This window comes from Alteromonas sp. ABV2_168 (genome assembly GCF_056161165.1).
The window spans coordinates 171,614-197,841 of record NZ_JBSWYQ010000010.1 but is presented as its reverse complement, the minus strand read 5'-3'; the positions used below and the strand labels follow the sequence as shown (position 1 = coordinate 197,841).

Below are 26,228 nucleotides of genomic sequence, written 5' to 3'. Positions count from 1 at the left end.
TAATAAATAAATTGATACAAAGGGGTTAAGGAGACCTGGGCTTTCTGAGCCAAATTCTGGTAGTCTCAGTAACAATCTGTATTCTGTTCCGGCACAACGGGGCAGACCTGTTTAAGACGGATTGTCTTAACAGTGACGAACTTACAATGAAAAAAGGAAGCCTGATGGCGTTATCTCTGGCCACAAAAGTATTAGTGTGTGCGAGCGTTGCAGTGTCATTAAGCGGATGTCAGTCTCAGAAGCCTGCTGAGCAGACAACCGTTGCGGTGCAGGAGCAGCAAGTCCATATCCCTTACGAAAAATATACGCTGGATAACGGTCTTACCGTTATTTTGCATGAGGACCATTCCGATCCACTGGTACACGTGGATGTGACGTATCACGTAGGCAGTGCGCGGGAAAATGTCGGTAAATCCGGCTTTGCCCATTTCTTCGAACATATGATGTTCCAGGGCTCAGAGCATGTTGCTGATGAAGAACACTTCAGGATCATCACTGAAGCCGGCGGAACCCTGAACGGAACCACCAATACAGACCGGACCAACTACTTTGAAAGTGTACCGGCTAATCAGCTTGAAAAAGTACTGTGGCTTGAAGCAGACCGCATGGGCTTTTTGCTGCCGGCGGTAAATCAGACCAAGTTTGAGAACCAGCGCGATACCGTGAAAAATGAGCGGGCGCAGCGGGTGGATAATCAACCTTACGGATTGCGGTCTGAGAAAAATAGTGAAGCCCTGTATCCGGCAGGCCATCCTTATTCCTGGTCCACCATCGGTTATGTGGAAGATCTTGACCGGGTTGATGTAAACGATCTGAAAGCCTTCTTTAAGCGCTGGTATGGTCCTAACAATGCCGTGCTGACCATTGGTGGCGACATAGATGTCGCGCAGACCAGAGCGTGGGTGGAAAAGTATTTTGGCCCGGTGCCCCGTGGTCCTGAGGTGGCAAATCCTGAGCCACAGCCGGTAACCCTGAAGGAAGACCGGTACGTGACGGTAGAAGACAAAGTGCATCTGCCTTTACTGCAAATCACGTTTCCTACGGTTTACGCCAGACACCCTGATGAAGCGCCTCTTGATGTACTCGCTGACATACTCGGCGGCGGTAAAACATCGCTGTTCTATAAAAACCTGGTGAAAGAAGGCGTTGCGGTTCAGGCGGGTGTTTCTCACCCATGTCGTGAACTGGCCTGCGAGTTTCAGTTACTGGCACTGGCGAACCCGCAGAAGGTAGAAAAGCTTGCTACGCTGAACACGCTGGTTGATGAAACACTGACAGAGTTTGAAACCCGCGGCGTTAATGAAGATGATCTTCAGCGCACCAAAGCCGGAATTGAAGCATCAACCATTTTCGGTCTGCAAAGTGTATCGGGCAAAGTCAGTGCTCTGTCCGGCGGGGAAACCTTTTACGGTCAACCTGACCTGGTTCAGGCTGATCTTGACCGTTACCGTAACGTGACAGCAGAAGATGTTATGCGGGTTTACCGTCAGTACATCAAAGGCAAGCATGCTGTGACCGTGTCTGTGGTACCTAAAGGGCATCCGGAAATGGCGGCTGCCCCGCAAAACTTCACGCTTCCGCCCCGTGATATTCCCGGAGCTGATGAGTCCGCCGGTGACGTGGTGACGGCGGAAATTAAAGATTCGTTTGACCGGACAGTGGTACCGGAAGCGGGTCCTGCGCCGACGGTGCATGTGCCTGAGTTCTGGAAAACCAAGCTTGCGCCGGGTATCGATATGCTTGGTGTAACCAGCGCAGAAACGCCAACGGTGACACTGACGCTGAATCTGGAAGGCGGCATGCTGCTCGACCCGCAGGATAAGGCCGGTCTGGCTTATCTCACGGCTGCGATGATGAATGAATCAACGGAGAATTACTCCAACGAAGCGTTATCAAATGAACTGGCGAAACTGGGCAGTTCGGTGAGCTTCAGCGCGTCAGGCCGTTACACCCAGGTGTCAGTATCGTCGCTGACAAAGAATCTGGATGAAACCATGGCACTGGTGCAGGAAAAGCTGTTTCATCCTGCATTCAATGAAGAGGATTTCAACCGGCTGAAAGCCCGCATGGCGCAGAGTCTGCAGCAAAGTATGCGTAATCCGGATTACCTGGCAAACCGTGCAAAAGAAAAAGTGCTGTACGGAGAAGAAAACCGGGTAAGCCTGCCGGCCTCCGGTACCCTTGAAACGCTGGCTAATATCGAACTGGCTGACATTAAAGACTTCTACAGCAAGTACTACACGCCGTCCCATGCCACCATTGTGGCAGTCAGTGATTTAACGCAGATCCAGATGGCTTCTGCTTTATCTTTCCTGTCAACATGGCAGCCTGCGGACTACACCATTCCTGTGTTCAGCGATTTTCCTGAGTATGATAAAACACAGATCTTCGTTGTAGATAATCCTCAGGCCGTACAGTCGGTGGTATATCTGGTGAAACGGGCCCTGACCTTCGATGCAACCGGCGATTACTTTTTAGCACGATTGATGAATTTCCCGCTGGGCGGAGCATTTAACAGCCGTATTAACCTTAATTTGCGGGAAGATAAGGGATACACCTACGGCGCGTCCACGTCTTTCATTGGCGGTAAAACCTTAGGCTGGTTTGAAGCCCATGCAAATGTGACGGCGGCGAATACCGCTGACTCCATCAAAGAAATGATGAAAGAAATTAAGCTGTACAGAGAGCAGGGCATGACGGAAGAAGAACTCCGCTTCATGCAGAACGCCTTTACGCTCAGTGATGCGCTGGAATACGAAACGCCGAACAGCAAAGTAGCATTTCTGCGTCAACTGCTGGCCTACGATCTGGCAGATGATTACCGTGAAACCCAGACCAGCCTTATCAGGAATATGACAACAGACAGGTTGAATGCTGTGGCACAGCGGGAATTGAATTTGGATGAGATGCAAATTATTGTGGTAGGAGATGCTGAGGCACTGGCGACACAGCTTGCTACACTGGATTTGCCCGTTGTCCCGCTGTCACTGAATTAATTTTTATTGAAATTTGAGGGTTACGCCCCACATCGTGGTGCTGACCCTCCTCTATGGATGAATACATTGACCTCATCAGAGCCAACTTTCTCCCGTCGCCTTGCGGCGATGAACGCGACTGCGTTTTCAAGTGCACTAAAAGACATTAAACATGGCGTCGAACGTGAAGGCCTCCGTATACAGTCCAATGGCCGGCTGGCGGAAACAGCCCATCCTCAGGCTCTGGGTTCGGCACTGACCCACGAGTGTATCACTACCGACTTTTCTGAAGCCTTGCTGGAATTTATTACACCGCCGGTGGCAGACAGTCAGGTAACAGAAACCCAGCTAAGGGATATACACAAATTCGCCAGCGAAAATATGAACGGCGAAATGTTGTGGCCCATGAGCATGCCGTGTTTCATTGATGATGAAAATAAAATTCAGCTGGCTTATTACGGTGAATCTAACGTTGCACAAATGAAGCGCGTGTACCGTATGGGACTTAAAAATCGCTATGGCAGTATGATGCAGGCGATTTCCGGTGTGCATTTTAACTTTTCATTGCCGGATACATTCTGGCAGGCGTGGGCAGAACTCAACGGTGTAGAATACTCTCAGGATCAGGTTTCTGCTGATTATTTCTCGCTGATCCGTAATTACCGTCGTTTCTGCTGGTTATTGCCGTATCTGTACGGGGCATCGCCGGCGCTGTGTCAGTCCTTCCTGAAAGGGAAGCCGACGACGCTGAATTTTGAAAAAGTGGGTAAAGGTACGGTTTATCTACCTTATGCGACCTCTTTGCGTATGAGCGATCTGGGTTACACCAACTCAGAGCAGTCAGCTTTACAAATTTGCTATAACCACATCGATACCTATGTGGAAAAGCTTCGTAGTGCCATGTACACGCCGTCTTCACGGTTCGGCCAGTTTGCCGCCGGTGAGGGCGGGCATTTTCAGCAGTTATCTAAGAATATTCTGCAGATTGAAAATGAACTGTATTCTCCCATTCGTCCCAAGCAGCCCACGCGTTCCATGGAAAAACCTACCGATGCCCTTGTGCGCCGCGGTGTTAACTATGTGGAAGTGCGGGTACTGGATGTGAATCCTTTCTCGCCTGTGGGCATTGACAAAGGCCAGATGGATTTCCTCGATGTCTTCATGCTTTCTTGCCTGCTGACAGACAGCCCTGAAATGACGGCAGAGGAGCTCACCGTTTGCAGGGAGAATATGGATAAAGTGGTTCTGGAAGGACGTAATCCTGACCTGATGCTGGAAAACAAAGACGGCAGTGTTGCCTTCCGCGAATGGTGTGAAGGGCTGTTTGCTGTATTTGAGCAAACGGCAAAAGTGCTTGATAACGCCAACGGAACATCGGCTTACAGCGATGCTGTCAAAGCTGAGTGGCAAAAAGTACTTAATGCTGATGAAACGCCATCCGGTAAAATTCTGGCAACGTTGCTTGAAAATGATATGGATAACGGCGTACTGGGGCTTAATCTGGCTAAGCAGTACGCGGAAGCCTTTAAAGGCTATGAATATCTGCACTATGATTTGAAAGCATTTGAAAAAATGGCCGCTGATTCACTGGCTGCGCAGCACGCTGTTGAGGCGACGGATGAAGTACCTTTTGCAGATTTTATTGCCGGTTATTTCGCAGAACCGATGGCTACACGGGACAGCTGAAGCCTGAATTGACCTTGCCGGGGATAAAAAAATGCCTGGCAAGGGGGCCAGGCATAAGAATGTTCCAGGGAAACACACACATTTATTACCAGAACACTTATTAAGACAGCGGGCAGTGAGAAAGTTCAACAATTCACAACGATTTTTTGCAGGTGCCGGAATTGTACTGCTTTTAAGTGGTATCACCGGTTGTGCCACGTCGCCTCCTCAGGACACCAGTAACATTTGCGAAATCTTTTACGAAAAAGAAGACTGGTATGATGCGGCCGCTGATGCCCGCGATAAATGGGGCGTGCCAATCCATGTTCCTATGGCAATCATGTATCAGGAAAGCTCATTCCGGCATGATGCACTGCCACCAAAAGATTATGTATTTTTTGGTCTTATTCCATGGGGGCGGGTCAGTTCCGCTTACGGATATTCTCAGGCTAAAACGGTTACCTGGTCTGACTATGTCAACGAAACCGGCAACAGCTGGGCGGACCGGGATGATTTTGATGACGCCATGGATTTCATGGGCTGGTTTATTTCCAAATCATATAAAATTAATGGTGTATCAAAGTGGGACGGCTATGCCCAGTACCTGAATTACCATGAAGGGTGGGGCGGGTATAAACGCCGTACCTACAACAGTAAGCCCTGGCTGAAAAAGGTGGCCGGAACGGTTAAAGCACGCTCATTGCGTTATGCTACCCAGTTAAAAACCTGCGAAGAAGACTTGCAGAAAAGCTGGTTTTGGAAACTGTTCACATAATGATGATGTGACTGCGTAAGGGGCTGGCATTCTTGGTGTGAAAGTACCGGACGCGGCAGTTTTTTCAATACGAAGGACTCAATACGAAGGTTACCGGGAGAGAAAAGAAGTAGGCAGGCGCACCACACACCTGCCTACAATCGACGCTAAGCCAAGACCGTTAATCACCCAACGTCGAACAGGCAGGATCAATATAGTGTAAATGATAATGATTTGCAATATCGTTTTGTGAATTAATTCCTATTTTTTTAAAAAAACCTTTTTGATCTGCATCACGGGTCTTATTTGCATCGACTGTTCCCATTGATTCAGATCACAGATTTACCTGTCGCAGCCATGCACACTAGCACTGTAAAAAGTTATCAATGTTAGGGAGTAATCTGATGTGGCTAACCATGCTTAAAGACCCTGTAGTATGGGGTTCACTTCTGGGTATTTTTATCGTTGTTTTGATGATGTGTTATTACACGTGGCTGTTTATGCACAACAGCGCGGGACCGGATAAATAGTTTGTTATTGTTTACTGAGGCCCGGATCAACGGTTTCGATAAGCACCAGTAACGCGCCTTGCCCGCCATACTCCAGGGGAGCCTGGTGAAACGCTTTGACATGGGGGTGTTGAACCAGGTAGTGAGGCAAGGCGTTTTTTAGTACGCCGGAACCGATGCCATGCACAATGGCAACACAGTCAATAAGCTCCTTGCGCGCGGTGTAAATGAGTGCGGATAATTCCAGCTTCACGTTTTCGCGGTTCAGACCGTGTAAATCCAGTACCAGCTCAGGATAGAAATCCCCCCGCCGTAATCGCTTCAAACTGTGTGTCGGTTCATTTTCGCGGCAATACCGCATGGGGCCCTGATGGGGCAGGCTGGCCTGATAGACATCTGAAAAGGCAAAACTGGCATCCAGCAGCTTTTGCTGACGGCTGTCCGGGCGGGTGGCGGAATGCAGGCGCTTCGCCGGCACATGACGGCGTTTATGCACAATTTTGTCCTGTGACAGCGGCTTTATACCACTTACCGCTTCCCGGAATAATGACATGTCATTGTCGTCGTCTTCCGGTTTCCACTGATCAGCCAACCATTTTCTCCTGTCTGTTTTAACCTGTGTTCATCTGCACGTCTGTTATCGCGCAATTTGTGTTGGGTGTCATTGCGAGTTTCGGTATGATACCAGCTTTATTTCTGGCGATGTACCACACTCCATGACCGATAAGATTTATTTAGACGAAGCCATCCGTGAACTGCACACCATGCTGGACATGGTGAGATGGTCTGTGAGCCGTTTTAACGATGCACACCTGTACTACGGGCATGGCACTGATAACAGCTGGGATGAAGCTGTTTGCCTGGTAATGCATGCTCTGCATTTGCCACAGGATATTACATCGCAAACCGGTGACGGCTTATTTTCAGCCCGTCTTACCACTTCAGAAAAAGAGAAAGTTGCAGATTTAGTCTTAAAGCGGGTACAAACACGCATGCCGTTGCCGTATATTACCGGTGAGGCATGGTTCTGCGACATGCCTTTTTACGTTGACGAAAGAGTGTTGATCCCCCGTTCACCGTTTGCCGAATTGATCAAAGACCGCTTTTCCGCTTATCTGTCATCTGAGCCGGCCAGTATTCTGGACATGTGTACAGGTGGGGGGTGTATTGCTATTGCGCTGGCCCATACATTTCCTGAAGCTCAGGTGGATGCTGTGGATATTTCCCACGACGCCCTGGAAGTGGCAGATTTCAATATTCAGGAACATCAGTTGGGCGACCGTGTTTTCCCCATTCATTCAGACTTATTTACCAGTCTGGAAGGGCAGCGGTACGACTTAATCGTGTCGAACCCGCCTTATGTCGATGAAGAAGACATGAATGATTTGCCGGACGAATATCAGCATGAGCCTGAATTAGCCCTTGCGGCAGGAGAAGATGGTCTGGATCTGGTTGAGCAGATGCTGAAGCAGGCACCGGTGTATTTAAAAGAAAATGGCTGGATGCTGGTGGAAGTCGGCAACAGTCAGGTGCATATGGCTGAACGTCTTGCCGGGTTAAACGTGGAATGGGTAGCACTTCAACACGGCGGACACGGTATTTTTGCCGTCTCCCGTGCGTCTTTGGTTTCATATCTTAACGGGAAGGAAAGTTAATACAGATGTCTGGTAATAGCTTTGGAAAATTATTCACTGTCACCACATTCGGTGAAAGCCACGGGATTGCAATAGGTGGCGTGGTTGATGGCTGTCCTCCGGGACTGGAAATCTCAGAAGCCGATCTGCAGATTGATTTAGATCGCAGAAAACCCGGCACTTCCCGTTACACCACCGCCCGCCGGGAAGGTGATGAGGTACAAATTTTATCGGGTGTGTTTGAAGGTAAAACCACCGGTACCAGCATTGGCCTGTTGATCCAGAATACCGATCAGCGCAGTGGTGACTATTCCAATATCAAAGACCGTTTCCGTCCCGGTCATGCGGATTACACCTATCATCAAAAATACGGCACGCGGGACTACCGTGGTGGTGGCCGCTCTTCTGCCCGTGAAACAGCTATTCGTGTTGCGGCAGGCGGTATTGCCAAGAAATTCCTGAAAGAGAGCTGCGGCATCGAAATTCATGGCTATCTTTCCCAGCTTGGACCGGTAAAAGTGGAGACCGTTGATCACAGCGTGACAAACACCAATCCGTTTTTCTGTCCTGACGAAAGTAAGCTGGACGAATTAGACCAGTACATGCGTGACCTGAAAAAATCAGGCGACTCTATCGGTGCGAAAGTCTCGGTAGTGGCGACGGGAATGCCTGTAGGGTTAGGCGAGCCGGTTTTCGACCGTCTCGATGCTGACATTGCCAGTGCCATGATGGGCATCAACGCGGTGAAAGGCGTTGAGATTGGCGATGGTTTCGGTGTGATAGAACAAAAGGGCAGTGAGCACCGCGATACACTGACACCGGATGGCTTCAGCAGCAACCACGCCGGTGGTGTGCTGGGTGGCATTTCCAGTGGCCAGGATCTGGTTGTGCACATGGCGCTTAAGCCAACGTCCAGTATTTCAGTGCCCGGTAAAACCATTGATGTGGACGGCAACGAAATCGATATCGTGACGAAAGGTCGTCATGACCCGTGCGTAGGTATCCGTGCTGTACCTATTGCTGAAGCAATGCTGGCGATTGTGTTAATGGATCACGTGCTGCGCCACCGCGCACAGAATGCCGGTATCACGTCCGGCACCCCTGTCATTCCGGGCAACTCTGCGAAATAAGCGCCTCTCTTTGAACAATTCTAATCTGTGGTGCGTGTTATGAATGCTCATTCGCGCACCAATATCATTCTGCTTGCGGTTACCTACTGGTTGTATTTTGGTCAGCTTGGTGTACTCACGCCTTATTTAGGCATTTTTCTTGATGGCCGCGGGTTTACCTCGTCAGACATCGGTGAATTGTGGGCAGTGATTACCTTATCCCGTATTGTCGGTCCGTCTCTGTGGGCCAGTGTGGCGGACAAAACCGGTAAAGCGGTAAATGTTGTCCGCCTCGGCTGCCTGTTGTCTGTGGTGTGTTTTACATCTGTATTCTGGTTTAGCAGTTTCTGGGGACTCACGCTGGCTTTCGGGTTAATGATGATGTTCTGGACGGCGGTGTTGCCTCAACTTGAGGTGATCACCATTCAGTCAGTAAAACCCACCCGGATAAGTTATGGCCAGGTTCGTCTGTGGGGCAGTATCGGTTTTATAGTACTTACTGTGTCCACAGGAAAAGCGCTGGATATCTTTTCCTCAGAGGCGCCGGTGTATGCCAGTTTATTTGTGCTGACCGGGTTGTTTCTGACTTCTCTGTTTATTCGTCAGCCGGACAAAGTGCCGTCTAAGGATGAAGAAACCGGTACGCTGTGGCAAATTGCCCGCAACAGAACCTTTTTGTTATTTCTGGCCTCCGCCGCTTTATTGCAGGTAAGTTTTGGGGCTTATTACGGATTCTTCGCTCTGTACATGCGTGATCTCGATTACAGCGGTCAGCAAACCGGTATGCTCATCGCCATTGGCGTTGTGGCTGAAATCGGTATTTTCCTGATCGCCCGCAGACTGATTGCCAGAGTGGGTGTGTGGCAATTGTTATTGTGGTGTATGGTGTTAACAGCAGGCAGATGGTACGCGCTGGCGGCGTGGGCAGAGCACGGCGTGGTTGTGGTGATCAGTCAGCTTATTCATGCGCTCAGCTTTGGCCTGGCGCATGTTACTGCTATGCACTTCATCACGCATTTTTTCCCATCACGTTTCCAGAGTCGCGGTCAGGCCCTGTACGTCAGTATTGCTTTCGGTATGGGCGGAGCGCTGGGCAACTATGTGGCCGGTCAGCTGTGGGACCAGGGAGTTAATGCTTATCAAACCTTTGCCTTTGCTGCCGGTGCGGCATTCCTGGGCGCTGTTTGTCTGCTGTTCTGCCATCGTCCGACAATTAATACACAGGGCGCATCCTAGCGTCCCTGTGCTTTTTTGCTACTTTCCCCGTGGATGACAATTTGTTGCATTTAAAATAGCCATACACGTTGAAATACGTCTGCAAATCCGTCAGTGTAGATTGCACTTGGCGGTGAATTCTGTGTCATTCTGACTTTTATCATCGCCGTATTTTCTGGCAAGGGAGTGCATATGAAAAGGTTTTTTGTTTTACTGCTGGCTTTCGCTGCGTGGGGCGTTTGTGCACAGGATTTTGACAGTGCAAAACTGGACAAATACTTCGCGTTACTGGAAAAAGAAGACAAGGCGATGTTGAATGTGGCGATTGTTGATGGCGGTGAGCCCGTTTATCAACGCGCCATTGGTTTTGCTGATGTCGCCTCTGGCCGTAAAGCCGGAAGTGACACGCAGTATCGCGTGGGCTCGATCACCAAAGTGTTTACCGCAGTGATGATTTTTCAATTAATTGAAGAAGAAAAACTGAGCCTTGATACACCCCTCTCCACGTTCTTTCCTGATATTAAAAATGCCGGTGCTATCACTATCGGCATGTTGCTGAGTCATCGCAGCGGCCTGCACAATTTCACAAATTTACCGGCATACCGCACATACATGACATCTCCCCGAAGTAAGGCAGATATGTTGTCTGTATTTGAAGCGCTGGACGTTGATTTCCCGCCGGGTACAGACACCCGTTATTCTAATACTGGTTATGTTTTGCTGGGATACATCATAGAAGAGCTCGGGAGCGACAGTTATGCCAGCCAGCTGCAAAGCCGTATTGTCAAAAAGGCGGGACTAAAGCGGACGGCCTTCGGTGGCGCCATTGACGTTGAGCAGGATCAGGCTAATTCGTATTATTATGACGGTGGCTGGCAGCCGGCTACCGAAACAAACATGAGTGTGCCCCATGGAGCCGGTGCAGTTATTTCCACGCCCACAGACGTAGCGACGTTCCTGACGGCATTGTTTGAAGGCAAATTAGTATCATCGTCATCACTGGCTATGATGAAGAGGGTGCAGAAAGGGGTGGGCCACGGCTTGTTTCCGTTTCCTTTCTTTGAAAGAACCTTGTGGGGCCACAATGGCAGCATTGACGGCTTTGCCTCTCAGTCCGGCTATTTTGAGATGGGGAACGTAGCGTTTGCCTTAACTGCAAACGGCGTGAATTACACCCTGAATGAGATCAGTGTTGCGGTGCTGAGTATTTACTTCGGACTCCCATATGAGTTACCGGATTTTTCAAAAGAACCTGTGACCCTAAGTGAATCGCAACTGTTCACTTACGAGGGCACATACAGCTCGGATGCTATTCCTCTTAAAATCACGCTGACGGTTAAAGACGGGATATTAATGGCGCAAGCCACAGGCCAGAATGCCTTTCCGCTGACAGCGTTTTCACCAACGGAGTTTCAGTTTGAGCCTGCCGGTATTGTGATGATGTTCAAATCATCCGGTAAAGAAAATGAGAGGCCCGCCTTTGACTTATTGCAGGGCGGCGGGAAATATCCATTCGTCAGAGAGTAAGGTTCGCCGGGTATCTGCAGATTAAGCGCAGCAGGCAGACTTTCATCAGCCTGCTGCAGGCGCATATCAGGCGGCGTTAGCGGGGCGGGTGCAGCTGGCAATCACCTCAGCGCCTTCCGGTCCGTCCTGTTCTAAAAAAACATCAAATTTCCACAGACGGAATAGGTGCCGCATGACTTCCTCTTTCGATTCTGCCAGCGGAATACCCCGTTGCGGAATGTACCGCAGCGTCAGGGAGCGGTCGCCCCGGACATCTACGTTGTATACCTGAATATTGGGTTCCAGGTTACTCAGGTTGTACTGGGCGGACAATTTTTCACGGATCTTTAAATATCCCTGCTCATCGTGAATGGCGCTGACACTGACAAAATTATCACGTGCATCATCTTCAATGGCGAACAGCTTAAAGTCCCGTATGAGCTTGGGAGATAAAAACTGACTGATGAAACTCTCATCTTTGAAGTTATGCATGGCAAAATGCACCGTTTCAAGCCAGTCTTTTCCGGCAACATCCGGTAAGTAGTATTTATCCTCCGCCGTGGGGTTCTGGCACACTCGTTTGATGTCCATGAACATATTGAAACCCAGGGCATAAGGGTTAATACCGGAATAGTAAGGGCTGTTATATTCAGGCTGCATTACCACGCCGCTGTGGCTGTGCAGAAATTCCATCATAAAGCGGTCAGTGACCAGTCCTTCATCGTACATCTGATTCAGAATATGATAGTGCCAGAAGCAAGCCCAGCCTTCGTTCATTACCTGAGTTTGTTTTTGCGGATAAAAATACTGGGAGACTTTACGCACAATTCTCACCAGTTCCCGCTGCCAGGGCTCAAGCAGGGGGGCATTTTTCTCTATAAAATAAAGCAGGTTTTCCTGAGGTTCTGACGGAAAACGCTGTTGTTTCGGTTTTTCACTGGCGTGGGCGTCGGGCAGGGTACGCCACAGTTCATTTACCTGAGATTGCAGATATTTCTCCCGCTGCTCCTGTCTGGCCTGTTCTTCCTGCATGGATATTTTTTGCGGGCGTTTGTACCTGTCTACACCGTAATTCATCAGGGCGTGGCAGGAGTCCAGAATACTCTCTACTTCATCGGTGCCATAGCGTTGCTCGCATTTGGCGATGTAGTTTTTGGCAAACACCAGATAATCGATAATAGAACTGGCATCCGTCCACGTCTGGAACAGATAGTTGCCTTTAAAAAAGGAATTATGACCGTAACAGGCATGGGCCATGACCAGTGCCTGCATGGTGATGGTATTTTCTTCCATCAAATACGCAATGCAAGGGTCGGAATTGATAACAATTTCATAGGCCAGTCCCATCTGGCCGCGACGATAATTTTGCTCGGTTTGAATGAATTTTTTGCCAAAAGACCAGTGCGCATAATTAATGGGCATACCAATGCTGGCATAGGCATCCATCATTTGCTCAGCAGTAATGACCTCAATTTGATTCGGGTAAGTATCCAGTTTGAAATTTTTGGCGATACGATCGATATGGCTTTCGTACTGCTCAAGCATATCGAAAGTCCAGTCCGGACCGTCACTCAAAGGGGTCTTAGCCCGCTTCGTCGTTTTTGCCATACTATCCTCCCGGGGCTGCTTCCTGTTCCGACTTTTTAAAGAGTTCGCGGAATACAGGGAAAATATCGCTGACACTCTGAATGTGTTTGCAGACAAAGTTATCGCAACTGTTCTCGACCTGCTGGTATTCCCGCCACAGGCTCTGATGTTGCCGTTCTGTTATTTCGATATAAGCAAAATAGCGGGTTGCCGGTAGCAACTCCTTCATGAGTATTTGTTTGCATTGCGGCGAATCATCGGCCCAGTTATCACCATCCGATGCCTGTGCAGCATAGATATTCCAGTCGCTCTCTGTATACCGCTCTTTGATGATTTCATCCATAAGCTTCAGCGCGCTGGACACAATGGTACCGCCGGTTTCCTGTGAGTAGAAAAACTCCTGTTCGTCGACTTCTTTGGCCTGAGTGTGATGACGGATGTACACCACTTCAACGTTCTCATAGGTGCGGGTAAGAAACAGGTACAGCAAAATGTAAAACCGTTTTGCCATGTCCTTGGTTGCCTGATCCATTGAGCCGGACACATCCATCAGGCAAAACATTACCGCCTTGCTGGTGGGCACCGGGCGGCGGTCATAGTTTTTGAAGCGTAAATCAAACGTATCAATAAATGGCACTCTGGCAATTTTTTGTTTCAACGCTGTTATTTCTTTTTCAAGCTCCATGATAGCCAGCGCATTATCATGCTTGTCAGCTTTCAGGGCCTCAAGTTGTGCTTCCTTCTCGCGGAGTTTTTTCCGGTCACTGCCGGTCAGCGCGATTCGTCTTGCAACTGACCCTTTCAGCGAACGGACAATGTCGAGGTTACTGGGAACGCCATCAGTCTGATAGCCGGCACGGTAGGTTTCGTACTGTACCACCTTATCAAACTGATTCTTTTTGAGGTTGGGAAGGGCGAGATCGTCAAATAACAAATCAAGGTATTCATCTTTGGAAATTGAGAATACAAATTCGTCCTGGCCTTCGCCACTGTCACTGGCATCACCTTCGCCCTGTCCTTGTCCGCCGCCCCCGCCGGGAGGACGTTCAATTTTGTCCCCGGCCGTGAACTGATCGTTGCCGGGGTGAACGATGGTGCGCTGGCCGCCCTGGCCGGTATGAAATACCGGCTCTTTGATGTCACGTGCGGGAATACTGATCTGCTCGCCGGTCTCCAAATCGGTGACTGAACGCTGGCCGACCGCATCGGATACCGCCCGCTTTATTTGCTGCTTGTAGCGGCGTAAAAAGCGTTGACGGTTTACCGTGCTCTTTCCCTTACTGTTTAACCTTCGGTCGATAAAATGCGCCATAGATACCTACTATTTGGTTGCAACAACAATGCGTGAGTCTGGTTTGCCTGAAGCGACAAATCAGGACGCTTTGCGTACCCGCAGATACCATTCGCACAGCAATCTGACTTGTTTGGAGGTATAACCTTTCTCCACCATACGGTTAACGAAGTCATCATGTTTTTTCTTATCTTCAGTGGAGCCTTTAGTGTTAAAAGAAATCACTGGCAATAAGTCTTCTGTGTTGGAGAACATTTTCTTCTCAATCACAGTGCGTAGTTTTTCATAGCTCGTCCATGCAGGATTTTTGCCCCCGTTATTAGCACGGGCCCGCAACACAAAGTTCACGATTTCGTTGCGGAAATCCTTAGGGTTACTGATACCCGCCGGCTTTTCTGTTTTCTCCAGTTCGGCATTCAGTGAGCTGCGGTCAAACAGTTGACCGGTTTCCGGATCGCGGTATTCCTGATCCTGAATCCAGAAGTCAGCATAAGTGACATATCGGTCAAACAGGTTCTGGCCGTATTCAGAATAAGACTCCAGATAGGCTGTCTGAATTTCTTTGCCGATGAATTCCACATAGCGGGGAATCAGATAGCCCTTCAGATATTCGCGGTATCTGTCCGCCGTATCCTGAGGGAACTGCTCACGCTCAATTTGCCGCTCAAGCACATAGAAAAGGTGTACCGGGTTTGCCGCCACTTCCTGATGGTCGAAATTGAACACCCGTGACAAAATCTTAAAGGCGAAACGGGTGGAAAGCCCTTCCATACCTTCATCAACGCCGGCGTAATCACGGTATTCCTGATAAGACTTGGCTTTCGGATCGGTGTCTTTGAGGCTTTCACCATCGTAAACCCGCATTTTAGAGTAGACACTGGAGTTTTCAGGCTCTTTAAGACGGGACAATACTGTGAACTGTGCCAGACACTCCAGCGTGTCCGGAGCACAGGGCGCACCGCTGAGCTCACTGCTATCGAGCAGCTTGCGGTATATCCGCATCTCTTCTGATACCCGTAAACAGTAGGGCACTTTTACAATATAAACGCGGTCGAGAAACGCCTCGTTGTTTTTGTTGTTCCGGAAGGACTGCCACTCCGACTCGTTGGAGTGAGCCAGAATCAGGCCGTCAAAGGGCAGGGCAGAAAACCCTTCAGTCGGGTTATAGTTGCCTTCTTGTGTGGCCGTCAGTAGCGGGTGCAGCACCTTAATTGGCGCTTTGAACATTTCCACGAATTCCATCAGGCCCTGATTGGCTTTACACAGTGAACCGGAATAGCTGTAAGCATCCGGGTCGTTCTGTGCGAATTGTTCCAGACGGCGGATATCCACTTTGCCTACCAGAGATGAGATATCCTGATTGTTTTCGTCACCGGGTTCTGTTTTAGCAATACCCACCTGGTCGAGCACAGACGGATAAACCCGTACTACTTTGAATTTAGATATATCGCCACCGAATTCATGCAGTCGCTTACGGGCCCAGGGTGACATAATGGTTTTGAGATAGCGTTTTGGAATGCCGTATTCTTTTTCGAGAATATTGCCATCTTCGGCAAGGTCGAACAGTGAAAATGGATGGTCGTTGGTCGGTGATCCTTTGAGCATGTAAATCGGTACTTTTTGCATCAGCTCTTTGAGCCGTTCTGCAAGAGAGGATTTACCGCCACCGACGGGGCCAAGCAGATATAAGATTTGTTTCTTTTCTTCCAGGCCCTGAGCAGCATGCTTCAGATAAGAGACAATTTGCTCTATCGCTTCTTCCATACCGTAAAACTCATGGAAGGCCGGATAGCGTGCAATGACCCTGTTCGAAAATATGCGGCTGAGTGCCGGGTCAGTAGAGGTGTCGACCATTTCAGGCTCGCCTATTGCCTGTAACAACCTTTCTGCGGAGTTCGCATAGGCTGTCGGGTCGCTTTTACAGATATCCAGAAATTCCTGGATGGTGAATTCTTCTTGTTGGCGCTCTTCGTAACGTTGCTGGTAATGCTCGAAAATACCCATAGATTTCCCCAAAAAACGGATTCCCGTCTTTACAGCTTAGTCCTCTTTGGCAACTTTAAAAGGAAATTTTCAGGATATTTGGTAATAAACGCTCAATAATTAGTCTAATAAAAGAATGAACCTTTTCGAATAGATTTTGTCTTTAATGCCAGTCAGTTGACGTTAAATTTGTGTAACAAAAAACCCGCAAGCGATTGCGGGTTTTTTTATTTGGATTCAGCTTTCGCTCAGCAATTACTTCGCGAAGTTTTCGTTCGCGAATTCCCAGTTAACCAGTTTCCAGAAGTTTTCCAGATACTTAGGGCGGGCATTGCGGTAGTCGATGTAGTAAGCGTGTTCCCACAGGTCAACTGTCAGTAGAGGCGTTACACCTTCTTCAGTGATAGGCGTACCTGCGTTGCTGGTGTTTACGATGTCCAGAGAGCCATCAGCAGCTTTCACTAACCAGGTCCAGCTCGAACCGAAGTTATTTACTGCTTTATCGTCGAATGCAGCCTGGAAGTCTTCAAATGAGCCCCATTTTGCTTTAATCGCTTCAGCAACAGAACCAGTGGCTTCACCGCCACCATTTGGGCTCAGGCAGTGCCAGTAGAACGTGTGGTTCCAGATTTGAGCTGCGTTGTTGAAAACACCGCCTTCTGAAGTTTTGATGATTTCTTCTAAATCTTTGCTTTCCAGGTCTGTGCCTTCCACTAAACCGTTCAGTTTAGTTACGTAGGTGGCGTGGTGCTTACCGTAGTGGTATTCCAGCGTCTCTGCTGAAATGTGCGGTTCAAGTGCATTTTTTTCGTACGGCAGTGGTGGTAGTTCAAACGCCATTTGAATTCTCCATTCTTTTCAATGTATTAACGTCGATATTCCCACTTTGTTCACAACATGGGCGCGGGAAAACGACAACGGTCAAAGCTGTATACAGATATAAGGGCAGATTTTGATAACTCAATGACAAATTTATGCATTTTTAGTGGTGCAATGCAAAAAAATCATCATCTGATTTGCCAAAAATAGTGATACTCACTGTTAAGGTTAACAGGCCATTTCAGATCACATTAATGAAAAGATAGTCATGCTATGACAGAAAAACCGCTTTCAGCCCTTGAATCCGGCGTTAAGATACCCATAATGCACTGAACGTATCTCCCACCACCAGAGAGGATCGGATGGAAAACAGTACCGAATCAACCGTAGACAGAATTAAGCAGCAAATTGGCGAAAACCCAATTCTTTTATACATGAAGGGTTCTCCTAAACTGCCTAGTTGTGGTTTTTCTGCACAAGCCGTACAGGCGCTGATGTCATGTGGTGAACCATTTGCATATGTGGATATTCTGCAAAATCCGGATATCCGTGCGGAATTACCTAAATACGCTAACTGGCCAACTTTCCCACAATTATGGGTAGATGGCGAACTGGTTGGCGGTTGTGACATCATTATCGAAATGTTCCAGCAAAATGAATTGCAACCTTTGATCAAAGACACTGCTGCAAAGTATAAAACTGAAGAAGAATAATCCGGTTTTCAGAGTCTGAAAAAAGTTAAAAAAATACCCGGCATTTGCCGGGTTTTTTGTGTCAGAAAAACACAATACGGTCGAAAGGGAGATAACCAAAAATTGTATATAAATTATCCGGATCGGGCTGGTTTTCACTGCGCTTAAACCCCGCCAATATTGTAATAGACAGGTCAGAAAACAAAATCCTCCATCACTTTAAAAAATATTTTTAATTTGGCTAAAAAGGTTTGTTTTCTATGGGTTTGCGGTCTATAAGTTCCCCAACTAACGCGGTAAAAGTTAGTGTGTGTATTATTAAAAATATAAAAATTCCGGCTAAATTGACACGTCATTTTCAGTGCTGATTCAGCCGGGGGAAAAATCGCAAAATCCAGGAAACCACTATGAAAACGTCAATGTCAAAACTGACAAAAAATGTGCGTACTGCACTGGCAGCTTCTGCTGCTGTAAGTATGCTGGCCTCTGTGAATGCTTATGCGCAGGAAAGTGAAGAAGCTGCAGCGAAAGATGTTGAAAAAATCGCTGTTGTCGGTACCCGTGCCGCTCCCCGTTCAGTCGGCGACTCTCCTGTTCCGGTAGATATCATCTCCAGTGATGAGTTCCAGAATCAGGGCGCAACGGACATGGTATCGATGATGCAAACCGTCGTACCTTCTTTCAACGTAAATGACCAGCCTATCAACGATGCGTCAACACTGGTTCGTCCGGCTAACCTGCGTGGTATGGCTTCAGACCACACTCTGGTGCTGGTAAACGGCAAGCGTCGACACCGCTCTGCAGTTATCACCTTCCTGGGTGGTGGTTTGTCTGACGGTGCACAGGGTCCTGACATTTCTGTTATTCCTTCATCTGCTCTGAAACAGGTAGAAGTTCTGCGTGACGGTGCTGCAGCACAGTACGGTTCTGATGCGATTGCCGGTGTTGTTAACTTCGTACTCAAAGACGCTGATGAAGGTGGCATGTTTGAAGCCCGTTACGGTTCATACTATGAAGGTGACGGTGACATGATGCAGGTTTCCGGTAATATCGGTTTACCATTAAGCGAGAAGGGTTTTATTAACCTGTCTGCTGAATACCGTACATCTGATCCAACGTCACGCAGTGTACAGCGTGACGATGCGGCTGCACTGATTGCTGCCGGTAACACCTTTGTTGCTGACCCTGCTCAAATCTGGGGTAGCCCTGAAATCAAAGACGACATCAAAGTTTTCGCAAACTTAGGTCTGGAACTGAGCGACAATGCCGAAGCCTATATGTTCGGTAACTACGCAGAACGTGAAGTAGAAGGTGGTTTCTACTACCGTAATCCGCATAACCGTGGTGGTGTTAACGACGGTGGTACAGATGCTGACGGCAACCAGTTACTGCTGGTTGGTGATCTGACCGGCGATATGTCCGGTAACTGCCCGACAGACATTCTGGTGGGTGACAATGTATTACAGAACCCGCGTTACATTGAAGAAGTCGCAAACAATCCTGATTGTTTTGCGTTCAACGAAATGTTCCCGGGCGGTTTCACGCCGCGCTTCGGTGGTACCGTTCAGGATATGTCACTGGTATTCGGTACCCGTGGTGAACTGGCTAACGAAATCGGTTATGACGTCAGCTTAAACCTGGGTCAGAATGAAATTGATTTTGCCATTTCAAATACCATTAACCCGTCTATGGGTCCGGAAACACCAACTTCATTTAAGCCGGGTACCTATGTACAGTCTGAACAGACTCTGGATATTGACCTGACTAAGCCAATCGAAGTGGGTCTGAATGATCCGCTGTACCTTGCCGGTGGTTTCCAGTACCGTCATGAAAGCTACGAAGCGAAAGCCGGTGACATTGCGTCTTACACTATCGGCCCGCTGGCTTCTCAGGGCTTCGGTATCGGTTCAAACGGTTTCCCGGGTCTGTCTAACAAGAGTCAGGGTGAAGCGTCACGTAACAACATCGCATTCTACCTGGATGCGGAATTATATCTGACTGACGACTTCCTGGTTGCAGCGGCAGTGCGTTACGAAGACTTCTCTGACTTCGGTAATACCACGAAAGGTAAACTGTCTGCCCGTTATCAGGTGACTGACAGCATTGCATTCCGTGGTGCGTACTCAACAGGCTTTAAAGCACCAACGATTGGGCAGAGCACAGTACGTAACGTAACCACAGCATTCGGTTCAAGCGGCCAGCTGGAAGATCAGGCTACATTGCCTCCTACCGATCCTATCTCTGTTCAGAAAGGCGGTACGCCGCTGACGCCTGAAGAGTCTGTATCTATGAGCTTCGGTGTGGTTGCTGAGTTTGATAACGGTCTGTTCCTGACTGCTGACTACTACAACATTGAAGTGACTGACCGTATCAGTACAACATCTGCTATCGCACTGACAGAAGAAGACATTGCTGCGCTGTTGGCGCAAGGTGTTTCTGACGCATCAAGCTTCTCCGCGGTTAAGTTCTTCACCAACGACTTCGATACCACTACTGAAGGTCTTGACGTTGTTGCTAACTACAGCCAGGACATGTTCGGCGGCGAAACTAAGTACTCTCTGGCATACAACTGGACTTCAACTACTGTAGACCAGGCGTCTGAGAACATCACACCAGAGCGTGTGCGTATGCTTGAAGACAACCTGCCGGCAACCCGCTGGAGCTTCACTGCTAACCACACCAATGGTGACTGGCGCGTACTGGGTCGTGTGAACTACTACGGCAGCATCTTTGAAGATCACCTGGATTCAGGCTTACCAATCGATAACATCGGTTCTGAGCTGTCTCTGGATGTTGAAGTGGGTTACAGCGTAAGCGAAAACCTGCAACTGGTTGTCGGTGCGAAGAATGCGCTGGATGAATATCCGGACCGCAATACGCAGTATGACAATGAGATTGCCGGTGCAGCTTATCCGGTTACCTCTCCGCTGGGTATCAACGGTGGCTTCTACTACGTTCGCGGTATTTATACCTTCTAAGCGTAGCAAAGGGTTACAAAAAGGGGGCAGCTGCCCCCTTTGTACCCAACTTAAGTATAAAAAATAATGCATGACTTCATGAGCAAAAAACTGGCATCATAGAGCGACTTGTAACGGTTTAGCTACACTGCCTGTAAAGAGATTATGTCCAACAAATCGACTATCGCCGCCACTTTTATAAAATACCGCACAAAGATGATGCAGGCGGTGAGTGCTATTGTCAGTTCGGATGATATTGAAGACATCGTGCAGGAAGCCTTTATTAAAAGTTATGAGGCTGAATTAAAACAGGAAATCCGCTATGAGCGGACCTACATGCTGAAAACGGCCAGAAATCTCGCGCTTAATCACGTGAACAGTGCGGCGAGCCAGTTAAACCAGCCGGTAGATGATATGGATATGCTTCCTCACGATTTAGTGGGTTACAGCCTTGAGAAGCATGTCGAAAGTAAAGAGCGCTTTATTCATTTTTGCAGAGCAACAGAGTCCTTGTCGCCTGAAGTGAAGCGGGTGTTTTTATTAAAGAAAGTCTATGGCATGAGCCAGCGGGATATTGCAGATCTGACGGGCCTGAGTGAAAGTACCGTCGAAAAACATGTAGCCAAAGGGCTGTTGCAATGTTCACGTTTTCTGGCAGCCAGTGCCGGTACCGGTGGTAAAGGTACAACAGGGCAGACAAGATCAGGACAAACAAGTAGTTAAGCCATGAGTAATGTGAGCAAATTCACCAGTAAGGATGACATACACGAGGAAGCTTGCCTTTGGGTAAGCCGTATCGATCGTGGCTTAACCAGCGAAGAAACAGACACGCTCAGGGACTGGCTGAATGCCAGTCAGAGCCACCGCCGTATTTTATTTGACGTGGCGCGTGTCTGGGATGATTTAAGTGTACTGAATGAATTAAAAGGCATGTTCCCCCTGCGACCGCAGATTAAAGGGGAAACGGGCAAAGCCAGAAAAGTACTTCGCCAGGCACGCTGGAGCGTAGCGGCCGGTTTTCTGCTTATGGCAGCAGCAGCTGCCATGATGGTTGATTCTTACTGGCTGGGTCAGAATGACACCGGCTATCATCTGGCGCAACGCATCGGAACGGCCATTGGCGAACAGAAAACACTGACCTTAAATGATGGCTCAGTGGTGCACATGAACACTAATTCGGCCATTCAGATTAACTTTGACGGCGAGCGCCGCCTTATTGATTTAATTAAGGGCGAAGCACACTTCACGGTGGCTCACGACGCTTCCAGACCATTTACCGTAACAGCCGGCATAAATACGGTCACAGCCATTGGTACCGCTTTTAATATGCAGTACACAAACAACGAAGCATTTGAGCTGGTGGTGACAGAAGGTAAAGTGCTGGTGCAGGACAAACAAAATTCTGTGAGCCGGGAAGAAATTGCTGAAATGATTCAGAAAGGCAATGCATTTGGCAATCTGAAACTGCTTACTGCCGGCGAAAAAGCGAACGTCGACGGCGGACTTAGCGACCTTAAAAATCTGGATACCGATGCAATGGAACAGGACCTGGCCTGGCAACAGGGTATGATCGTGTTTAAAGGCGAGGCGCTGGAAGATGCTTTACGTGAAATTGAACGCTACACCGCTGTTGATTTTACCATTGAAGGTGAAGCGCTGAAGCAGAAACGGGTTGCCGGATATTTTAAAGTGGGCGACATCAGTGGCTTGTTGTCGGCGTTAAAGAACAGCTTCCACATTGAACATAAACGTGTTGACGCGATGACCATTCAGTTGTCTGAACAACAGGGATAACACAATGTATACTGCCCGCTAAGACGGGCAGTGTTGTAGTAAACGCTTTGACTGTCATATGAATATTCCGGAGAAATAATACCGGGTCCGCCGTTTAACCCTATATTTCCGCTTTATACTCTTTATTCCCACTTTTCCTGCTGTTTCCATATTGTGTAAAAGCACAGAATTCTGTAGCGTTGCGTATAAAGGAAGTGATCCGGTAAGGCGGGAAAATATTTAACTGAGCGGTTTGATGTTTTCGCGGTTATTATTGTACAGGGTTCTGGTTTTACTATTATTAACGAATAAAAGAAAAGTAGTTGTGTTGCTAAACGTCCTGTTTACTCACAAAAATAACAATAAAACGGGCTGAAAACGGACTTCCCGATATGGGTGACGGTTTTCTTTTTACAACACAGATATTGTCGACTGTCAGATTTTCATGCGCAAAACACTTCTTCGCTTATCGCTAATCCGCGTGTTGACTGCTGCAAGCTTTTGCGCAGCCAGTTATACCGCGCCTGTGTTTGCGCAGCAAAAAATCGACTTCGATATTCCTCCTCAAAGTGCTGACGCTGCTCTCACTGAATTTGCCAAACAGGCAAATACCACATTACTTTTTCCCTACGAACTGGCAGAGAAAGTCCGCGCCAATGGTCTTACCGGCTCGTTTACTTTGCAGGAAGGGTTATTGCAGCTGCTTCGCGGCACTGCGCTTGCCGTACAGATTGACGCAACCGGCATGTTAACGGTGAAAGCGGTCAACGAGCTGAAAACACCGCCACCGCGTCCGCCACGCCCCAGAGTCAATGACGATATTGGTTTTTCTATTGAACGGATTGCTATTGTGGGCACTCGCAGCGCACCCCGTTCAGTCGTGGAGTCACCGGTACCTTTAGACATTATTGCCGGAGATGCACTTCAGGCGCAGGGCAGCACAGATGTATTAACCATGCTGGCCGGCGTGGTGCCGTCGCTGAATGTTAACGACCAGCCCATTAACGATGCCGCCAGTCTGGTTCGCCCGGCAAACCTGCGGGGAATGGCGGCTGATCACACGCTGGTATTGTTGAATGGCAAACGCAGACACCGTTCTGCAGTGATCACATTTTTAGGTGGCGGACTGTCAGACGGCGCTCAGGGACCGGATATTTCAGTGCTGCCGGCAGGCGCCATGCGTCAGGTGGAAGTACTGCGCGACGGCGCTGCTGCGCAATATGGCTCTGATGCGATCGCCGGTGTTATCAACTTTGTACTGGATAACCGCCGTGAGGGCGGGTATATCGCCGGCAAAACCGGGCAGTATTACGAAGGTGACGGAGAAAGCGTGCAGTTGCAGGCGAATACCGGTCTGGCACTGGGTGACGGTTTTTTTAATATTACGGCAGAATATCAGCAACAGAATGCGACCAGCCGGTCTGTGCAGCGCTCTGATGCACTGGCACTGACCGAAGCCGGTAATCCCTATGTTACTGACCCCTCGCAAATCTGGGGCGCGCTGGATGTAGGCAGTGATATGAAACTGGCTTTTAATGCCGGTTTGCCTTTGGATGATCACACAGAATTGTATTTTTTCGGCACCGCGGCACGGCGTGCGGTAGATGGTGGCTTTTATTACCGTCATCCGCATACCCGGCTGGGTGTGTTCAGTGATCCGGAGTCGTCAGAGGATAAACTGTTAATTGCCGATAAAGACGGCATAGGACAGGGAATAGCCTGTCCGGATATCTTCATTTCCGGCGCAAATGTGCTGGACAATCCTGCTTATCAGCTGATTGCAGATAACACTACACCTACAGGGGCAAACTGTTTTGCATTCAATGAGTGGTTCCCCGGTGGTTTTACTCCCCGCTTCGGCGGTGTGATCAAAGACGGCTCTTTATTCGCAGGGATTCGGGGCGAACTGAACAAGCACTGGCTATTTGATCTCACTGGCAGTGTCGGATACTCCAATGTGCGTTTTCGTCTGGAAAACACCGTTAACCCGTCCCTGGGCGATGCGTCTCCTTTATCCTTTTCCCCCGGCGCAGTAAGCCAGGTCGAGCGGACGGTAAATCTTGATTTTTCCCGCTTCTATGATGGCTGGACATCCAAACCGGCCAGCGTGGCTGTCGGGTTCGAATGGCGTCGGGAAACCTACGGACAAATCGCCGGCGATGAAGCATCGTGGGTGGAAGGGCCCTTTGCCAACGACGCTTCCCGCAACGATTCCGCCGGCTTCAGTGTGGGTTCCAATGGCTTTCCCGGCTATCAGCCTATGTCTGCGGGCCACTGGAGTCGTCATAACTGGGCCATGTATGCCGATCTGGAGTTACACCTGACTGAAGATTTGCAGGTAGCAACGGCGCTGCGCGGAGAACATTTTTCAGATTTCGGCTCAACACTGGATGGCAAGATTAACCTCCGGTATGTCCTCAACGATGTGATTTCTTTTCGCAGCTCGCTGAGTACCGGTTTTAAAGCGCCTACGGTAGGGCAGAGCAACGTCATTAATATTACCACTGCCTATGCCTCTTCCGGTCTGGAAGATCAGGCAACCCTGCCGCCTACCCATCCTGTTTCCGTGCAACTGGGAGCAGAACCACTGACGCCGGAAGAGTCTGTGAACGGCAGTGTGGGCTTTGTTGCTTTTTGGGATGAAGATTTTTACCTCACGATGGACTATTTCAATATCCGCCTGCAGGACAGAATTAGCACAACATCTGCCATCCCTCTCACTGACAGTGATATCGACCTGCTGTTAAGTCAGGGCAACCGTGAAGCGGATAATTTTAATGCGATAAAGTTTTTTGCCAATGATTTCGATACCGAAACACAGGGTATAGATGTAGTAGTGAATTATCGTTTTGACGTCGCCGGTATTACCCATGCGCTTACTACCTCGATGAACTGGACTGACACCAAAGTGAAGCGGTTATCGGCATTCCCGCAACGAAACCGTGACGGTGAAGTGGTGCTGGTACCCAGTCTTACCCCGCAGCGGGTCAGAATGCTGGAAGATAACCTGCCAGCTGTCCGGGTAACCAGCACGTTAAAACAGCACTGGCAGGCCTGGTCACTGTTGTGGCGCCTGAAATATTATGGTGGTTTTTATGAGGATCATGTAGACGCCGCAGCAGACATGGACATTAACAGTGGCAGTATGATTACGCTGGATACAGAACTGAGCTGGCATTATTCAGAAAATCTGACCTTCGCGTTAGGCGCATCTAATCTGTTTAATACGTATCCGGACCGGAATCCATACAGTGAGGTCGTCGGCGCGTTGTATCCGCCTACAGCGCCGTCCGGCATCAATGGTGGTTTTTATTATCTGCAGTCGCGATACGACTTTTAAGAAAGAAAGGGAAGAATAAACGTCAGAGAAGTGTGACTATGAGGATCAACACACTTCTTTGAAAAGAGATTCATCGACTATAGTCGAATCGATAATTTGCTGGGCCATCTGAATGCATTTTCCACACTGGTTTCCCAGTTCCAAATGCTGACGCAGTTCACGGATGTTACCCACACCGTCCTGTTCCACTGCATTCATGATGTCTTTATCCGTCACGCCGTAACACATACAAACGAACATACAACAAACCTTATTAACTTCAACGTGAATGATAATAGTTGTTATTTGTATAATTAGCAATACTTCTGCAACAATCTTTCGATTAATCTTTAGTCTACATTAAGAAAACAAAGGGATTTATTTTTGATTTAGGCCTGAAAAACCTTGGCTTTCAGATAACTGCACCTATATTGGTTATG

The 26,228-nt window shown here is 48.6% G+C and carries 19 protein-coding genes; 13 read left to right on the top strand and 6 right to left on the bottom strand.

Going from position 1 to position 26,228, the window contains the following annotated elements:
* The first annotated feature begins 164 nt into the window (after positions 1 to 164).
* From ACXAH4_RS15695 to ACXAH4_RS15680, 4 genes are all read left to right on the top strand, one after another.
* The gene (locus tag ACXAH4_RS15695) at positions 165 to 2,996 is read left to right on the top strand and encodes a M16 family metallopeptidase (RefSeq protein ID WP_474882601.1); all 2,832 of its coding nucleotides are present in this window, start codon (positions 165 to 167) and stop codon (positions 2,994 to 2,996) included.
* A 66-nt stretch (positions 2,997 to 3,062) separates the two neighbouring features.
* Entirely contained in the window at positions 3,063 to 4,661 is a 1,599-nt protein-coding gene (gene gshA, locus ACXAH4_RS15690; RefSeq protein ID WP_474844847.1) for a glutamate--cysteine ligase, read from the top strand.
* A gap of 160 nt (positions 4,662 to 4,821) precedes the next feature.
* Complete coding sequence (locus ACXAH4_RS15685; RefSeq protein WP_181013666.1) at positions 4,822 to 5,415, top strand: transglycosylase SLT domain-containing protein; 594 nt, start codon at positions 4,822 to 4,824, stop codon at positions 5,413 to 5,415.
* A 365-nt stretch (positions 5,416 to 5,780) separates the two neighbouring features.
* The gene (locus tag ACXAH4_RS15680) at positions 5,781 to 5,924 is read left to right on the top strand and encodes a DUF3149 domain-containing protein (protein ID WP_474882566.1); all 144 of its coding nucleotides are present in this window, start codon (positions 5,781 to 5,783) and stop codon (positions 5,922 to 5,924) included.
* A gap of 4 nt (positions 5,925 to 5,928) precedes the next feature.
* Here ACXAH4_RS15680 and smrB read toward each other — a convergent pair whose 3' ends face one another.
* Complete coding sequence (gene smrB, locus ACXAH4_RS15675) at positions 5,929 to 6,495, bottom strand: endonuclease SmrB (protein ID WP_474851088.1); 567 nt, start codon at positions 6,493 to 6,495, stop codon at positions 5,929 to 5,931.
* Between the two features lie 124 nt (positions 6,496 to 6,619).
* Here smrB and prmB point away from each other — a divergent pair, with 124 nt between their 5' ends.
* The 4 genes from prmB to ACXAH4_RS15655 all read left to right on the top strand — a co-directional run bounded on the left by prmB (position 6,620) and on the right by ACXAH4_RS15655 (position 11,388).
* Entirely contained in the window at positions 6,620 to 7,558 is a 939-nt protein-coding gene (gene prmB, locus ACXAH4_RS15670) for a 50S ribosomal protein L3 N(5)-glutamine methyltransferase (protein ID WP_474882565.1), read from the top strand.
* Positions 7,559 to 7,563: 5 nt separating this feature from the next.
* A complete protein-coding gene (gene aroC, locus ACXAH4_RS15665) occupies positions 7,564 to 8,667 on the top strand; it encodes a chorismate synthase (protein WP_474851090.1) in 1,104 nt (367 codons plus the stop codon).
* 39 nt (positions 8,668 to 8,706) lie between these two features.
* Complete coding sequence (locus ACXAH4_RS15660; protein WP_474851091.1) at positions 8,707 to 9,882, top strand: MFS transporter; 1,176 nt, start codon at positions 8,707 to 8,709, stop codon at positions 9,880 to 9,882.
* A 171-nt stretch (positions 9,883 to 10,053) separates the two neighbouring features.
* Positions 10,054 to 11,388, top strand: a complete 1,335-nt coding sequence (locus tag ACXAH4_RS15655) for a serine hydrolase domain-containing protein (RefSeq protein ID WP_474851092.1) — start codon at positions 10,054 to 10,056, stop codon at positions 11,386 to 11,388.
* A gap of 66 nt (positions 11,389 to 11,454) precedes the next feature.
* On the opposite strand, the gene ACXAH4_RS15650 is transcribed toward ACXAH4_RS15655, so the two are convergent.
* From ACXAH4_RS15650 to sodB, 4 genes are all read right to left on the bottom strand, one after another.
* On the bottom strand, positions 11,455 to 12,975 hold the full coding sequence (locus tag ACXAH4_RS15650; RefSeq protein ID WP_303575295.1) for a SpoVR family protein: 1,521 nt from the start codon (positions 12,973 to 12,975) through the stop codon (positions 11,455 to 11,457).
* Position 12,976: 1 nt separating this feature from the next.
* Positions 12,977 to 14,266 carry a YeaH/YhbH family protein gene (locus ACXAH4_RS15645; protein WP_474882563.1) on the bottom strand — a complete coding sequence of 430 codons (1,290 nt, stop codon included), beginning with the start codon at positions 14,264 to 14,266 and terminating at the stop codon, positions 12,977 to 12,979.
* Positions 14,267 to 14,326: 60 nt separating this feature from the next.
* Positions 14,327 to 16,249 carry a PrkA family serine protein kinase gene (locus ACXAH4_RS15640; RefSeq protein ID WP_119500670.1) on the bottom strand — a complete coding sequence of 641 codons (1,923 nt, stop codon included), beginning with the start codon at positions 16,247 to 16,249 and terminating at the stop codon, positions 14,327 to 14,329.
* A gap of 234 nt (positions 16,250 to 16,483) precedes the next feature.
* A complete protein-coding gene (sodB, locus tag ACXAH4_RS15635) occupies positions 16,484 to 17,068 on the bottom strand; it encodes a superoxide dismutase [Fe] (RefSeq protein WP_474882561.1) in 585 nt (194 codons plus the stop codon).
* Between the two features lie 341 nt (positions 17,069 to 17,409).
* Here sodB and ACXAH4_RS15630 point away from each other — a divergent pair, with 341 nt between their 5' ends.
* From ACXAH4_RS15630 to ACXAH4_RS15610, 5 genes are all read left to right on the top strand, one after another.
* Positions 17,410 to 17,760 carry a Grx4 family monothiol glutaredoxin gene (locus tag ACXAH4_RS15630; RefSeq protein WP_119500672.1) on the top strand — a complete coding sequence of 117 codons (351 nt, stop codon included), beginning with the start codon at positions 17,410 to 17,412 and terminating at the stop codon, positions 17,758 to 17,760.
* Between the two features lie 386 nt (positions 17,761 to 18,146).
* Complete coding sequence (locus ACXAH4_RS15625; RefSeq protein ID WP_474851094.1) at positions 18,147 to 20,717, top strand: TonB-dependent receptor plug domain-containing protein; 2,571 nt, start codon at positions 18,147 to 18,149, stop codon at positions 20,715 to 20,717.
* A gap of 144 nt (positions 20,718 to 20,861) precedes the next feature.
* Positions 20,862 to 21,419 carry an RNA polymerase sigma factor gene (locus ACXAH4_RS15620; RefSeq protein WP_474882559.1) on the top strand — a complete coding sequence of 186 codons (558 nt, stop codon included), beginning with the start codon at positions 20,862 to 20,864 and terminating at the stop codon, positions 21,417 to 21,419.
* A 3-nt stretch (positions 21,420 to 21,422) separates the two neighbouring features.
* The gene (locus ACXAH4_RS15615) at positions 21,423 to 22,490 is read left to right on the top strand and encodes a FecR family protein (RefSeq protein WP_474882557.1); all 1,068 of its coding nucleotides are present in this window, start codon (positions 21,423 to 21,425) and stop codon (positions 22,488 to 22,490) included.
* A 424-nt stretch (positions 22,491 to 22,914) separates the two neighbouring features.
* Positions 22,915 to 25,809: a TonB-dependent receptor plug domain-containing protein gene (locus ACXAH4_RS15610; protein WP_474882556.1), complete on the top strand. Its 2,895-nt coding sequence runs from the start codon at positions 22,915 to 22,917 to the stop codon at positions 25,807 to 25,809.
* Positions 25,810 to 25,854: 45 nt separating this feature from the next.
* On the opposite strand, the gene ACXAH4_RS15605 is transcribed toward ACXAH4_RS15610, so the two are convergent.
* Entirely contained in the window at positions 25,855 to 26,049 is a 195-nt protein-coding gene (locus tag ACXAH4_RS15605) for a (2Fe-2S)-binding protein (protein WP_119500676.1), read from the bottom strand.
* Between the last annotated feature and the right edge of the window lie 179 nt (positions 26,050 to 26,228).

Excerpts from the sequence above, each read along its gene's own strand:
- ACXAH4_RS15695 (WP_474882601.1), top strand. The coding sequence starts at position 165 with ATGGCGTTATCTCTGGCCACAAAAGTATTAGTGTGTGCGAGCGTTGCA.
- ACXAH4_RS15680 (WP_474882566.1), top strand. The coding sequence starts at position 5,781 with ATGTTAGGGAGTAATCTGATGTGGCTAACCATGCTTAAAGACCCTGTA.
- prmB (WP_474882565.1), top strand. The coding sequence starts at position 6,620 with ATGACCGATAAGATTTATTTAGACGAAGCCATCCGTGAACTGCACACC.
- aroC (WP_474851090.1), top strand. The coding sequence starts at position 7,564 with ATGTCTGGTAATAGCTTTGGAAAATTATTCACTGTCACCACATTCGGT.
- ACXAH4_RS15660 (WP_474851091.1), top strand. The coding sequence starts at position 8,707 with ATGAATGCTCATTCGCGCACCAATATCATTCTGCTTGCGGTTACCTAC.
- ACXAH4_RS15655 (WP_474851092.1), top strand. The coding sequence starts at position 10,054 with ATGAAAAGGTTTTTTGTTTTACTGCTGGCTTTCGCTGCGTGGGGCGTT.
- ACXAH4_RS15650 (WP_303575295.1), bottom strand. The coding sequence starts at position 12,975 with ATGGCAAAAACGACGAAGCGGGCTAAGACCCCTTTGAGTGACGGTCCG.
- ACXAH4_RS15645 (WP_474882563.1), bottom strand. The coding sequence starts at position 14,266 with ATGGCGCATTTTATCGACCGAAGGTTAAACAGTAAGGGAAAGAGCACG.
- ACXAH4_RS15640 (WP_119500670.1), bottom strand. The coding sequence starts at position 16,249 with ATGGGTATTTTCGAGCATTACCAGCAACGTTACGAAGAGCGCCAACAA.
- sodB (WP_474882561.1), bottom strand. The coding sequence starts at position 17,068 with ATGGCGTTTGAACTACCACCACTGCCGTACGAAAAAAATGCACTTGAA.
- ACXAH4_RS15630 (WP_119500672.1), top strand. The coding sequence starts at position 17,410 with ATGGAAAACAGTACCGAATCAACCGTAGACAGAATTAAGCAGCAAATT.
- ACXAH4_RS15625 (WP_474851094.1), top strand. The coding sequence starts at position 18,147 with ATGAAAACGTCAATGTCAAAACTGACAAAAAATGTGCGTACTGCACTG.
- ACXAH4_RS15620 (WP_474882559.1), top strand. The coding sequence starts at position 20,862 with ATGTCCAACAAATCGACTATCGCCGCCACTTTTATAAAATACCGCACA.
- ACXAH4_RS15615 (WP_474882557.1), top strand. The coding sequence starts at position 21,423 with ATGAGTAATGTGAGCAAATTCACCAGTAAGGATGACATACACGAGGAA.
- ACXAH4_RS15610 (WP_474882556.1), top strand. The coding sequence starts at position 22,915 with ATGCGCAAAACACTTCTTCGCTTATCGCTAATCCGCGTGTTGACTGCT.
- ACXAH4_RS15605 (WP_119500676.1), bottom strand. The coding sequence starts at position 26,049 with ATGTTCGTTTGTATGTGTTACGGCGTGACGGATAAAGACATCATGAAT.